Origin of the sequence: Streptomyces sp. NPDC048603 (genome assembly GCF_043199475.1) — a bacterium.
Lineage (GTDB): Bacteria > Actinomycetota > Actinomycetes > Streptomycetales > Streptomycetaceae > Streptomyces.
In genome coordinates this window covers 125,755-138,008 of record NZ_JBICVY010000008.1, presented here as the reverse complement: position 1 = coordinate 138,008, position 12,254 = coordinate 125,755, and the positions used below count along the sequence as shown (strand labels likewise).

10 protein-coding genes are annotated in these 12,254 nt (G+C 72.1%); 4 read left to right on the top strand and 6 right to left on the bottom strand.

The features are described from left to right. The first annotated feature begins 186 nt into the window (after window positions 1–186). Complete coding sequence (locus ACGFQ9_RS21020) at window positions 187–1,344, top strand: RNA-guided endonuclease InsQ/TnpB family protein (protein WP_393575562.1); 1,158 nt, start codon at window positions 187–189, stop codon at window positions 1,342–1,344. Between the two features lie 75 nt (window positions 1,345–1,419). On the opposite strand, the gene ACGFQ9_RS21015 is transcribed toward ACGFQ9_RS21020, so the two are convergent. The 4 genes from ACGFQ9_RS21015 to ACGFQ9_RS21000 form a co-directional block, all read right to left on the bottom strand. Continuing rightward, the gene (locus ACGFQ9_RS21015) at window positions 1,420–2,289 is read right to left on the bottom strand and encodes an alpha/beta hydrolase (RefSeq protein ID WP_393575561.1); all 870 of its coding nucleotides are present in this window, start codon (window positions 2,287–2,289) and stop codon (window positions 1,420–1,422) included. A 443-nt stretch (window positions 2,290–2,732) separates the two neighbouring features. After that, complete coding sequence (locus tag ACGFQ9_RS21010; RefSeq protein WP_393575560.1) at window positions 2,733–4,673, bottom strand: S41 family peptidase; 1,941 nt, start codon at window positions 4,671–4,673, stop codon at window positions 2,733–2,735. A gap of 122 nt (window positions 4,674–4,795) precedes the next feature. After that, window positions 4,796–5,110: a DUF6191 domain-containing protein gene (locus tag ACGFQ9_RS21005; protein ID WP_393575558.1), complete on the bottom strand. Its 315-nt coding sequence runs from the start codon at window positions 5,108–5,110 to the stop codon at window positions 4,796–4,798. A 52-nt stretch (window positions 5,111–5,162) separates the two neighbouring features. Continuing rightward, window positions 5,163–6,452, bottom strand: a complete 1,290-nt coding sequence (locus ACGFQ9_RS21000) for an ATP-binding protein (RefSeq protein WP_393575557.1) — start codon at window positions 6,450–6,452, stop codon at window positions 5,163–5,165. A gap of 199 nt (window positions 6,453–6,651) precedes the next feature. Between ACGFQ9_RS21000 and ACGFQ9_RS20995 the strand changes: the two genes are divergently transcribed. The 3 genes from ACGFQ9_RS20995 to ACGFQ9_RS20985 all read left to right on the top strand — a co-directional run bounded on the left by ACGFQ9_RS20995 (window position 6,652) and on the right by ACGFQ9_RS20985 (window position 9,962). Continuing rightward, window positions 6,652–8,148 carry a hypothetical protein gene (locus ACGFQ9_RS20995; protein ID WP_393575555.1) on the top strand — a complete coding sequence of 499 codons (1,497 nt, stop codon included), beginning with the start codon at window positions 6,652–6,654 and terminating at the stop codon, window positions 8,146–8,148. A 151-nt stretch (window positions 8,149–8,299) separates the two neighbouring features. Then, entirely contained in the window at window positions 8,300–9,526 is a 1,227-nt protein-coding gene (locus ACGFQ9_RS20990; RefSeq protein WP_393575554.1) for a DUF6923 family protein, read from the top strand. A 19-nt stretch (window positions 9,527–9,545) separates the two neighbouring features. Next, complete coding sequence (locus ACGFQ9_RS20985; RefSeq protein WP_393575553.1) at window positions 9,546–9,962, top strand: VOC family protein; 417 nt, start codon at window positions 9,546–9,548, stop codon at window positions 9,960–9,962. 42 nt (window positions 9,963–10,004) lie between these two features. On the opposite strand, the gene ACGFQ9_RS20980 is transcribed toward ACGFQ9_RS20985, so the two are convergent. Together ACGFQ9_RS20980 and lnt are read right to left on the bottom strand one after the other, a co-directional pair. Continuing rightward, window positions 10,005–10,514, bottom strand: coding sequence for an NUDIX domain-containing protein (locus tag ACGFQ9_RS20980; RefSeq protein WP_393575552.1), 510 nt, complete (start codon window positions 10,512–10,514; stop codon window positions 10,005–10,007). 42 nt (window positions 10,515–10,556) lie between these two features. Next, window positions 10,557–12,233 carry an apolipoprotein N-acyltransferase gene (lnt, locus tag ACGFQ9_RS20975; protein ID WP_393575551.1) on the bottom strand — a complete coding sequence of 559 codons (1,677 nt, stop codon included), beginning with the start codon at window positions 12,231–12,233 and terminating at the stop codon, window positions 10,557–10,559. Between the last annotated feature and the right edge of the window lie 21 nt (window positions 12,234–12,254).

Sequence of the window (12,254 nt, the reverse complement as noted above, 5' to 3'; positions counted from 1 at the left end):
AACTGCCGGATCGGCGCCTTCGCCGCCTGTGCCACGACTCCTGGCGCTCCAGCTTGATCTTGCGAGGAACCCCGGGCGTTTACGCCCGGGAGGAATCGCATCCTCGGCACGGAGGCGCGAAGCGCCGGAGTTCGCTTCGCTTCTGTCGGAACGGGCGTTGTCAGTGGGGCCTGTTACGTTGCCCGTATGAAGATCGTGACACAGGTGAAGCTGATGCCGGAGGCCGAGCAGGCCGCCGCGCTGCGCTCCACCCTGCGCACGGTCAACGAGGCCGCGTGCTGGGTGTCGAAGGTGGCGTTCGAGCATGGCGTACCGCGTGAGTACGAACTCCGCAAGCACACCTACGCCGAACTGAAAGCGCGGGGTCTGGGGGCGCAGGCCGCCCAGCACGTGATCAAGAAGACCCGCGACGCGTACACCACGCTCAAGGCCAACACCAAGGCCGGGAACCTGGGCAAGCCGGGCTCCAAGCGCCGTCGCAAGGCGGAGTCGAAGCCGATCACGTTCCGGCCCGAGGCCGCACAGCCGTATGACGACCGGTGCTTGTCCTGGCAGTACGACGCACAGACGGTGTCGATCTGGACCACGACCGGGCGTCTCAAGAACGTCCCCTTCACCTGTTCCACGGACGCGCTCAAGATGCTCCGCGAGCACCGCAGGGGCGAGTCCGACCTGATCGAACGCGACGGCGTGTTCTACCTGATCGCCGTCTGCGACATCCCCGAGCCCGAAGTGTACGAACCCGCCGGGTTCATCGGCGTCGACCTCGGCATCGTCAACATCGCCACCACATCGACCGGCTACCGGGCCGCCGGGCGCGGTCTCAACCGGCACCGCAAGCGGCAACTGGATCTGCGGCGCAAGTTACAGGCCAAGGGCACCAAGTCCGCGAAGCGCTTGCTCAAGAAGCGCTCCCGCAAGGAAGCCCGGCACACCGCCAACATCAACCACACCATCTCCAAGACCATCGTCACGACCGCTGAACGCACCGGACACGGGATCGCCCTGGAAGACCTCACGGGCATCCGCGACCGGGTACGGCACCGCAAGGACCAGCGGACCTCTCTGCACTCGTGGAGCTTCCACCAGCTCGGCCGGTACATCGAGTACAAGGCTCGGCGGGCCGGGGTGCCGCTGGTGTACGTCGATCCGGCGTACACCAGCCGGCAATGCTCGGAGTGCGGCCACATCGACCGGAGGAACCGGGCCGATCAGGCGACATTCGCGTGCCGGGCCTGCGGGTTCCTGGCCAACGCGGACGACAACGCGTCCCACAACATCGGCCGCAAGGCCGAGACCGTGTGGACCGCGGGGCGTGAGTCACGCGTCCCTGCCACCCCATAACGGGGTGTCTGGACGGAGGAGCCAACCCAGCAGCCAGTTGGGCACTACCTCCAAGCCCGGTCCTTCAGGGCCGGGTCAAGTTGACACGAGGCTCGTCAGCAGCTCCGCGAAGATGCGCGGCCGGCTGAAGTATCCGACGTGCGAGGCCGCGAGGGTGTGCACGTCGAAGGGATGGCGCGGGGTCAGCCCGTCGGCCGTGCGGATCATGTGGTCCTGGACCGCCAGGGGAAGGCTCCGGTCGTCGGAGAGCCGGACGTAGGTGTGCGGCACTCGCCCCCACGCTTCGGCCCGGACCAACGCCCCCGGCTCCATCGCCGAGTAGGTCTCGTCCGGGTCCAGGGAGTCGAGCAGCAGCCGGAACTGGTGGTCGGTCGAGTCGGCCATGATGGCGGCCTTCAACGCGGCGAACACGTCCGGATCGGCGTGCGCAGCCCGCCAGTTGAGCCGGACCACGCCCGGATCGCCTACGCGCGGCACGGCGATCCGAGCCACTGCGGCGTCCAGCAGGTTGTCGTCGACCACGTCCCATGCCCCGGTGAGCATGGCCGGATCGGCGAGGCAGAGCGCGGAGAGGTAGACCACCCGGTCGAGCAGGTCGGGTGCGGCGTTGGCCACAGCGCTGATCGTCAGCCCGCCGAGGCTGTTTCCGACCAGGACGATCGGCCCCGATGCGGCGAGCCGCCGCACGATGCCCACCACATGGCGGACGTTGTCCGCCAGCGTGACACCGCGCAGCGGGGACGGCGCGGCGGCGAGTGCCGTCACGTCCTGGGGCTGCTGGTAGTAGGCGGCCGGGAGGTCGGCAAGGTCGCCGTGACCGGGCAGGTCGATGGCGTGCGAACGGTACCCGTGCAGGGCCAGCTCGTTCTGCAACGGGCCCCAGGCCCGGGCGTTGCCGGAGCCGCCGTGAACGCATACGAAAATGGGGCGCGAGTCTGCGCGCATGGTGAAGATCCTCGTCATCGTGAGGTGAACGGTGGACGTGGGACCCGGTGTCGGCGACGGCCGACACCACGGTCAGCGCGTCGACCGGATGCGCAGGGCGTGCCGGTTGTGGATGACAGAGGACATGCGAGGCACCGTAACAGCCGACTCCGTACCCCGCACCGCCATTTCACTGACGGTCCCTGGCGGGACGCGGCTCGGCTTCCTCGACGAACGCGGCGACGTCGCGCCGCAGCTGCTCAAGAGGCGGACTCCGGCCGCCCGGCATCATCCCGGGTCGGACATCGAAGTCCTGCTGGAGTACCAGGCCCTCTGTTCCGGATCTTGCCCCCCGGCTACCGCCCGGAACTCCCGAGTACGTCCGGTACGCGGGAGTTCCTCCGCCGTGCGGGGCACGGCGGAGGACGACACGGGCCTCTCCGGCAAGATCCGAAAGGGAGCGCCTAGTTGAGCCGGGCGGTCTCGCTGGCGACGAGCTCTCCGGCGGCGAAGCCCTCCACTCGGGCCGAGTGGGCGGCGGCCGCGTCGGGGACGGTGACGTCGGCCTGGCCGTCGGCGAGGTCGACGGAGGCGCGCGGACGCTGGTCGACGTAGACGTCCAGCCGGTCGATGTTCGTGACCTTCACCTTGAGCCGCAGGCCGTCGCCGGCCGGGGTCGCGTCCGTGATGGACACGGCGTGCGGTTCGAGGTCCTTGAGGATCCGCCCGGCCCGCTCGAAGAGGTCCGCGTTGCCCTGCAGCAGGTCCCGGCGGGTCATCCGGTGCGACTCGTCCGGGGTGATGCCGAGGTCCTCCACGGGGGTACCGGAGTTGGCGCCGACCCGCAGGGTGCGGCGGATCGACACCCGCATGCCGGCTCCCTTGGGCAGCGGCACGTACGGCGTGTCCGGTTCGTCCTCGAGGAGGTCGACGAGGAGTTTGTGCTCCCAGACGTTGGCGCCGCCGGCCCCGGTGTTGTCGTCGGTGCCGAGGACGGGGCCGATCCGGTGGTCCTGGAAGCCGGCGGCGAAGATGTCCGTGGCCGAGTAGCAGCGGGCGTTGGTGATGAGGACGACCGGGCCGGAGTACTGCTGCCCGATCGCGTTGGCGTCCTCCTCGGGCGAGAGGGGCACGGCGCTGGAGTACGTCGCACCGATCTCGACGGCCTGCTCCAGGGAGGGCAGCCAGGCGCCCATCTCGCGCGGGAACTTCCGGCAGATCCGCAGGTTGAGCGGGCTGCTGATGAACTGCACCGGCTCGGGGGTGATGCGGCGGGGGGTGAGGGTCTGCAGCGCGAACTCGGCGTTGAAGATGACACCGCCGCCGTTGTCCCGGACGTCCAGGATCAGGCCGCGGTCCGGCATGAGCTGGAGCAGCCTGACGAACTCGTCGAGGAACCCCTGCACATCGCGGTCCATGAAGGTGAAGATCCGGATGTAGCCGAAGGTGCCGGAGGCGGTCTGCACCTCACGCGCCCGGAACACCTCGGGCTTCGAGGTGGGGATCTCACCGGCGTTCACCTCGGGGGCGGCCTCACCCGCGTCGAGGGCCCTCTTCCTGGCGAGCACCTTCGGCGCGAACAGCATCACCTTGGCCCGGTTGGCCTCGTCCATGTCCAGGTCCAGGCCCTCGGCCAGCGCGGTGTTCATCGGCGCCCGCGCGTCGCCGCGGAACGCCGGGAGGGCGATGTTGTCCACGACCCGCCAGATCTCCCGCAGCTCGCGCTGGGTCCCGCCGGCGTCGACGTAGCTGACGGTCACCCATTCCTCGAACGGGGGAAGGTGCATGCGGAGCGGCCGCAGGGTCAGCGACTGCACCCCGCGGCTGCGGCGGGCGGGCGGGTTGCTGCCGGCGAAACGCGCCGCGTTGAGCTCGACGGCCTTGGCGACGGGGATGCCGCTCCAGTGGGTGATCTCCACGCCGGGCTCGAAGCCCGGGGCGGTGAAGCCCTGTGCCACGTGCGTGACGATGAAGTGCTCGGCTCCGCCCTCCTCGTACCGGTCGACGAGGAACGGCAGGAAGGCGACCTTGCCGGAGTAGGGGGCGGGGAGCAGGTAGTTGGTGTGGAGGTCCCGGACCGAGTGGAAGATCTCCGACATCTCGGCGTGGAACATCCACTCCGGGGGCATGGTCGTCTGGGTCTGCCGGTCCAGCCGGCGACGCATCAGGCGCAGGCGCTGCAGGGGGTTGACCGCGTGCATCGCGGTCTTGAGCGGCAGGTGGACGTAGTTCTGCTCCAGCATGAGCAGTGCCTGGTCGACGATGAGCCGGCGCTCGTCCAGGGTGAGGGTGCCCGCTCCGGCGAGGAACTCGGTCAGGCCGGTGGACGCGGCCAGGTGTTCGCGGACGGGTGGGGCGGCGCGGGGGACGAAGTCCGGAGCAGAGGTGTCGGACGGTTGTGGCATCGTTGCCTCCCGGTGGGGACGGATCTCTGGGGTTCCGGCCTCAGTTATCGGGCGGTGTCCGCGGGCACGTGAGCCGCACGCCGCTCTTTCGCCTGAACGGACGGGCGCGCGCCGCCGCGCTCTCAGGGCGTGGCGGGGAGACGGATCACCGCCGTGCCGGAGTCGAGGTCCACGCGGGTGCGCGGCGGGGCGCCGTCCTCCTCGTCGTCCCGCATGACCAGGGCGCTCCGGCGCTCGCGCAGCTCGTTCTGCTTGCCCGGCGAGAAGCTCGCGTGGAGCTGCTCGAACCCGGTCGAGGAGATCTGGCCCTGCCGCCCGTTCCACCGCCACGGCAGCAGGCCCGCCCGGCCGGCCCGGACCAGCGCCTGGTCGGCGAAGGCCATCACGGTCAGCAGCAGCGCCAGTCCCGGCAGGGTCATGAACACGACGAATCCCATGGCGCGAGCGTAGGCCAGGCGGGCACGGGCGGTCAGACCCGGGCGTGGGCGGTCAGACCCGGGCGTGGGCGGTGATGTCGGCCTTGAACTCTCCGGTCATGGCCGGGGTCACCGTGGGCCGGCACTGGGCGACCGCCGCCAGGTAGTCCTGCGTGGTCGCGCCCGGCGGGATCGCGGAGAGGGAGCGGGTGCCCACCGCCTCCAGGTCGCGCTCGAAGGACACCTGGGCCGCGATCCGGGCCGCGTGCTCGATGTCCGCCGGGGTGAACAGTTCGCTCGCGCCGACGAGCGCCGCCACGTCGACGTCCGTCCGGCCGGCGGTGTAGCGGGACCAGATGGCGGCCCGCGCCCCCGCGTCGGGCGTGCCGATCGGGATCAGGTAGTCGAAACGGCCGGGCCGGAGGAACGCCGGGTCCAGCGAGCGGATCGAGTTGGTGGCGCACACCAGCAGCCGTTCGCCGCCCTCCCGGAAGCCGGGTATGAGCTTGAGGAGTTCGTTGGTGACCCCGTGGATGCCGCCGGGCTGGGCCGGCTCGGTGCGGACCGGCGCGATCTCCTCCACCTCGTCGATGAAGACCAGCACCCGCTCCAGCTCCGCGATCCGCGCGAACGCGCTGCGCAGCGCGGCCGCGAGGTTGCCCTCGTCCGCGAGCCGGGACGGCAGGAGCTCGACGAACGGCCAGCCCAGGCGGGAGGCGATGGCCCTGGCGAAGGTGGTCTTGCCGGTGCCGGGCGGCCCGAAGAGGGTGATGGCGCGCGGCGGCTGGACACCGTGCTGTGCGGCCCGCTCGGGTTCGGCCAGCGGCAGCACCACGCGGCGTTCGATGAGGTCCTTCTCGGTCTCCATCCCGGCGACCCTGCCCCACAGGTCGTTCGGCAGGAAGCGGCCGCCGAGGTCGTCGAGCAGCCCCGCCGCGGGTCCGTGCAGCGGCTCCGTCTTCTCGAAGTAGGCGACGGCGGGCTGCCGGGTGTAGCCGGCGTTGAGCAGGCCCTCGCCGAGCAGGTCCTCCTCGGGGAGCACGTACGCGATCCGGCCGACCCGGGCGGCGATCAGCCGCCGCTCCAGCTCGACCAGCAGCGCGCTGGCCAGGCCCCGGCCGCGCCAGCCGGAGGCGATGGCGATCCGCATCACCCAGGCGCGTTCGCCGGAGACGGTGGCCAGGGCCGCGCCGATCGGGACGCCCTGGTGGACGGCGACGACGGCGGGCTGCCGGTCGGTGAGGGCGCTGATGCACTCGGCGAGCGAGAAGACGGACTCCTGGCCGAGCTCGGCCGTCGTGTCGATCAGGTGGACGACCGCGGCGAGATCACTCTCGCGGTAGTCGTGGATCAGCCAGTTCACCGGTACCGCCCCTCGTTCCGTGCACCCGGGCCTTCGATGTGCCCGGGGGCGCTCGTGGTGCTCCTGGCGGTGAGGCTAGGCGCGGGCGGCCGTGCCGATCACGCTCCGCGGTGCACAACAGGCGGTCCGGAACCGCTCCGCGGCGTCCATAGACTGGTGCCTTCCGCCCAGACGACCGCACCGAGGACCTGACCGCTTCATGACTTCGCACATATCCGGACCCGTCACGGGGTCCCGGCGCCCGTGGACGGTGTGGCTGGTTCCGGCCATGTGGACCCTCGGACTGGGCCTGTGGGGGCTGTCCCGGCAGGACAGCGTGTGGCGGGACGAGGCGGCGACCTGGCAGGTGGCCGGCCGGCCGGCGGGCGAGATCTGGCACATGCTGGGGAACGTCGACGCCGTGCACGGGCTGTACTACCTGCTGATGCACGTGCTCTTCGAGGTGTTCGGGGCGGGGACGGCGACCCTGCGGCTGCCTTCGGTGCTGGCGATGGCGGTGGCCGCGGGCTGCGTGGGGGTGATCGGGGAGCGGCTGGCCGGCTACTGGGCCGGGCTGGGCGGCGGGCTGGCGCTCGGGCTGCTGCCCGCGGTGCAGTTCTACCTCCAGGAGGGGCGGCCGTACGCGCTGGTCGCGGCGGGTACCGGGCTGTCCACGCTGCTGCTGGTCGGCCTGCTCGGCGCGGGGCGCGGCGGGCGGCGGACGCGTACGTGGCCGCGGTGGGCCGCGTACGGCGCCCTGGTCCTGGTCTGCGCGCTGCTGAACTGGCTGTCGCTGCTGGTCCTGCCCGCGCACGCGGTCACGCTGGGGTGGGTGCGGGCCGGGCGGGCGCTGTGGCTGCGCTGGGCGGCGGCCTCGGCGGCGGCGGTGGCGGGTGTGCTGCCGCTGGTCCTGTTCAGCCGGAGCCAGTCCGACCAGGTGTCCTGGATACCGCCGCTGACCTGGCACATGATGATCGGCCCCGGGGTGCTGCTGGCGATCGGCGGGCTGGGCGCCTGGCTGGACACCCGGTCGCGGAGGACCGTCGCCGCCGGCCCCCGGCGGCTGTCGGCGGCCGCGGTGGGGCTGCCGCTGCTGGCGGTGCCGCAGCTGGGGCTGATCGGGCTCTCGCTCGTGCAGCCGCTGTTCCTGGACCGGTACGTCCTCTTCGGCATGCTGGGGCTGGCGCTGCTGATCGGCACCGCCCTGGGGGCGGGCGTACGGGCCCTGGACGGCCGGGCCCCGCGGGCGGCGCGGGCGCTGGTTCCGGTGGTGGTGGGCGTGGCGCTGGTCGCGCTGCTGCCCGTGGCGCAGGCCAAGCGGGCGCCGGGCAGCCGGGTCGACGACGTCCTGGCGGTGTCCGCGGAGGTGGACCGGCTGAAGGGGGCCGGGGACGGGGTGCTGTTCGTGCCGGCGGCCCGGCGGGACACCGCGCTGGTCTCCCCCGGCGCCTTCGCCGGCCTGGCGGACCTGGCCCTGGACCGGTCCCCGGTGGCCTCCGGGACCCTCAAGGGCGAGGAGGCGGACCCGGCGCGGATCCGCAGCGCCATGCTGGGACAGCGGCGGATCCTGCTGGTGACGGACGCGGCACGGGTGGCCAGGCCGGCGTCGGCGGCACGGGACCGGATGAAGCTGGCGGTGCTTCGGGAGCACTTCACGGCGGTGGCGGACGAGCAGGTCCGGGGCCGCCGGGTGACGGTGTACGAGCGCACGCACTGACCCCGCTGTCCTCCGGCGGGCGGCCGGTCGGGCATTGGAGGGAACTCGTTCCGGAAAGCCGAGCCGTGATCTCCGCCCCGGCGTCCCCTGTGTTCGTCTGTGTCCCGATATCACCGGTAGACGGCAGGCACGCAGTGGAAGGGGCAGGTTCATGAGCCGAGGAACGATCGGGGCGGACCGGAGGAAGCGGCGGTCGCGGGCGGTTTCCGCGCTCGGTGCGGTGGGTCTCGTCGCGGCCCTCGCCTCCGGCATGCCGGCGTCGGCCGCGGACGGCGCGCACCGGCAGCCCGCGAGCCCTCCCGTCGCCTGCGACGGGCAGGTGTACGTCTCGTTCGGCAACCCGAGCGACGTGCTGGCCACCGCCGTGAGAGGTCCCGGAACGGTCGAGTTCCGGCAGCTGGGCGCCGCGCAGACCACCCTCTACAACGCCATCGGGGTGAACCTCGACGACCACTACCTCTACGCGACCACCTTCGGCGCCGGCGGGAACAACCTGATCCGGTTCGACGGCAACGGGGCCGCCACCACCCTCGGTCCGATCGCGGGCCTGCCGCCCGCCCTCTACATCTCGGGCACCTTCGACGACGCCGGCAACTACTACGTCCTCGCCGACGACACGGGGGAGATCTACCGGATCGACGTCGTCTCCCGGTCGGTGACCGGCGTCGTCGACGTCCCGGAACTGGCCGACCCCGCGCTGGACGTCTTCGACATCGCCTTCCACGACGGGTTCCTGTGGGGCTCGACCGACGCGGGCGCCATCGTGCGGGTCGACATCGCCGCGCAGAGCGCGGACTTCTTCCCGGGTGTCCTTCCCGGCGGGGAGGACTTCGGCGGCGTCTTCACCTACGGCAACGGCGACCTCGGGTTCTTCCGCAATTCCGGCCAGCTCTTCCGGGTCCGCGTCAAGGACGCGGACGGCACCGAACCGCGGTTCACCGTACTGTCGCGCCAGTCCGCACCCGCGGCGGTCAACCTGGACGCCACCTCCTGCTTCCTCGACTCGTCGGCCGACCTGGCGGTGCGCAAGCACGCCCCCAAGCAGGTCGAGGCCGGCGACCCGCTGACCTACCGGATCACCGTGAAGAACACGGGCGAGGCGGGCGACTCCTCCGGCTGGTCGCTGACCGACGCCCTCCCCTCGGAGCTCCTGGAGCCCTCCACCCCGACCGAGGGGTGCGAGATCACCGACGGGGTCCTCTCCTGCACGGGCGGTCCGCTGGCGACGGACGACCAGGTGAAGATCGAGGTCACCGGCACCGCGGCCGCGGGTCACCGGCGCACCGCCGTGTCCAACACCGCCAGGATCTTCGGCGACGACGATGACCCGGACAGGGCCAACGACAAGGACACCGCCTCCACCGGGATCAAGGGCTGAAGGGCTGAAGGAGATCACCATGGCATCCCGTCTCAACCCCTACATCAGCTTCGCCGGTGACGCGAAGCAGGCCCTGGAGTTCTACAAGGAGGCTCTCGGCGGCAACCTGTCCGTCCACGCCTACGGCGACTTCGGCTCCGAGGCACCCCCCGGGTACGCCGACAAGATCATGCACGGCATGCTCGAGACGCCGGGCGGGTTCACGCTGATGTGTGCCGACAATCCGCCGGGGACGGAACACAGCTCCGGGAACGACTTCGCGGTGAGCCTGAGCGGCGACGACGCGGACGAACTGCGCGGCTACTGGGACAAGCTGCGGGCCGGCGGCACCGTGACCGTCCCCCTGGAGAAGCAGATGTGGGGCGACGTGTTCGGCATGTGCACGGACAGGTTCGGCATCACCTGGATGGTCAACATCAGCGGGCAGCGGGCCTGACCCGCCCCGGCCGGGGCCCCGTTCCCCCGTGGGCGGGGCCCCTCACGCGGTGCCCGCGTCCGGCGCGTCCGCCGGATCAAAACGGGCCGGCTCGAACCAGGTGGGCTCGTCCTTGAGGGCCTGCCGGATCCGCTGGACGGCGAACGGGGGCAGCCGGGGCAGGTCGTCCACCGGGAACCAGGCCACGTCCAGCGATTCCGCGTCGTTGACCCGGGCCTCGCCGCCGGTCGCCCGGCAGCGGAAGGTGGTGTCGAGGAACTGGCAGACGTCCCCGTTGGGATAGGTGAGCGGCGGCAGCATCTCGACGAGCACCACCCGCTCCGCCTCGCACTCCACGCCGGTCTCCTCGTGGACCTCGCGCACCGCCGTCAGCGCGGGCTGCTCGCCCGGCTCGGCGATCCCCCCGATCACGGACCAGTGTCCGGTGTCCGCCCGGCGTCCCAGCAGCACCCGGCCTTCGTCGTCGAACACGACGGCGGTCGCACCGGGCAGCAGGAGCAGCTGCTGCCCGGCGGTGGCCCGGATCCTGCGGATGTACTCGGGAGTGCTCATCCCCCGACCCTACGCGGTGACCGGCGCACCGCGGCGCAGACCCTATGCGGCGTTCCCGGCGCGGCGCCGGCGTACCGCGAGGAGCACGAACCCGGCCGCGGCGACGGCGAGGAGGGCGTACTCGGGCGCCGGACCGAAGCGGGTGGCCGGGGTCTGGCCGGACCGCAGCGGGATCTCGGCGACCAGGGCGTCCGGCGTGAACATCTCCGTCCGGGCGACGACCTTGCCGTCGGGCCGGATGACGGCGCTGACTCCGCTGGTCACGGGGACCAGCACGGTTCGGCTGTGCTCGACGGCGCGGATCCGGTCCATGGCCAGCTGCTGGTAGGTCATCTGGGAGCGGCCGAAGGTGGCGTTGTTGCTGGGCACGGCGATCACCTGCGCGCCGGCCCGGACGGTGGACCGGACGGCGTCGTCGAAGGCGGCCTCGAAGCAGGTGACCATGCCGACCCGGCTGCCCGCCATGTCGAACACCCCGGGCTCCTTGCCGGGGCCGAAGTCGCGCTGGACCCGGTCCACGTCGGAGTTGAAGATCCGGACCACCGACCGCATGGGGATGCGCTCGCCGAAGGGCTGGATCTTCCGCTTGTCGTAGGTGGTGGTGGGGCCCTTGACGGGGTCCCAGAGGATCATGGTGTTGCGGAGGGTGGGACGGTCCTCGGGTGCGAGGACGGAGCCGATCGCGACGGGCACGCCGATCGCCTTGACGGCCTTGTCGATCACCTCGTACGCGTCGCGCTCGGCGAACGGGTCGAGGTCGGAGGAGTTCTCCGGCCAGACCACGAGGTCGGGCTTGGCGACCCGGCCGGCCTTGACGTCGTCGGCGAGCTGTACGGTCCGCTGCGCATGGTTGTCGAGGACCCGGCGGCGCTGGGAGTTGAAGTCGAGGCCGAGGCGGGGGACGTTGCCCTGGATGACGGCGGCGGTGACGGTGCCGTCCTGGGCGCTGTCGGACACCAGCGGGCGGGCGGCGAGGGCCGCCCCGAGCGGTGCGGCGACCCCGAGGGCGGCGAGGGCGGCACCGGCCCGGCGGGGGTCGCTGCGGGCCGTGCGCAGGACGGCGTACAGGGAGAACCCGCACAGCGCGACGGCGAAGGACAGCAGCGGGGTGCCGCCGAGGGCGGCGAGGGAGACGAACACGCCGTCGGCCTGGCCGTAGGCGAGCTTGCCCCAGGGGAACCCGCCGAACGGGACCCGGGCGCGGAGCGCCTCGCCCGCGATCCACACCGCGGCGGCGAACACCGGCCAGGCGGGAAGCCGGCTGACCAGGGCGATGCCGAGGCCGGTGAGGCCGATGAAGAGGGCTTCGACGACGGACAGGGCGAGCCACGGCACCGGGCCGACCTCCTCGCCGGTCCACACGAGCAGCGGCAGCAGGAAGCCGAGGCCGGCGAGCAGCCCGAGGCCGAAGCCGGCGCGGGCGCGGCGCCCGTACAGGCAGCCGGCGAGCAGGGCGAGGGCGAACGGGGCGACCCACCACAGGGGGCGCGGCGGGAAGCTCAGGTAGAGGAGGCCGCCGGAGAGCAGGGCGCCGGCGGCGCGGAGCAGCGGGGCCGTCGCACGGGCGGCCCGTACGCGGCCGGTGAGGCTTCCGCTCGACTGCGGGCCGGCGGGCGCGTCGGGGGTACCGGTGGCCGCGGGGGTCCGGGTGGCGGCGGTGGTACCGGACGGGGGCTGCGGTGGCTCGTTGTCGACCACGCGGGTGGCACTGCTGCTCATTCGCGGAGTGTACGCCGCCGG

Coding starts and splice junctions, on each gene's coding strand:
- ACGFQ9_RS20980 (WP_393575552.1), bottom strand. CDS start 10,514: ATGAGCACTCCCGAGTACATCCGCAGGATCCGGGCCACCGCCGGGCAG.
- ACGFQ9_RS21010 (WP_393575560.1), bottom strand. CDS start 4,673: ATGCCACAACCGTCCGACACCTCTGCTCCGGACTTCGTCCCCCGCGCC.
- ACGFQ9_RS20995 (WP_393575555.1), top strand. CDS start 6,652: ATGACTTCGCACATATCCGGACCCGTCACGGGGTCCCGGCGCCCGTGG.
- lnt (WP_393575551.1), bottom strand. CDS start 12,233: ATGAGCAGCAGTGCCACCCGCGTGGTCGACAACGAGCCACCGCAGCCC.
- ACGFQ9_RS20990 (WP_393575554.1), top strand. CDS start 8,300: ATGAGCCGAGGAACGATCGGGGCGGACCGGAGGAAGCGGCGGTCGCGG.
- ACGFQ9_RS21005 (WP_393575558.1), bottom strand. CDS start 5,110: ATGGGATTCGTCGTGTTCATGACCCTGCCGGGACTGGCGCTGCTGCTG.
- ACGFQ9_RS20985 (WP_393575553.1), top strand. CDS start 9,546: ATGGCATCCCGTCTCAACCCCTACATCAGCTTCGCCGGTGACGCGAAG.
- ACGFQ9_RS21020 (WP_393575562.1), top strand. CDS start 187: ATGAAGATCGTGACACAGGTGAAGCTGATGCCGGAGGCCGAGCAGGCC.
- ACGFQ9_RS21015 (WP_393575561.1), bottom strand. CDS start 2,289: ATGCGCGCAGACTCGCGCCCCATTTTCGTATGCGTTCACGGCGGCTCC.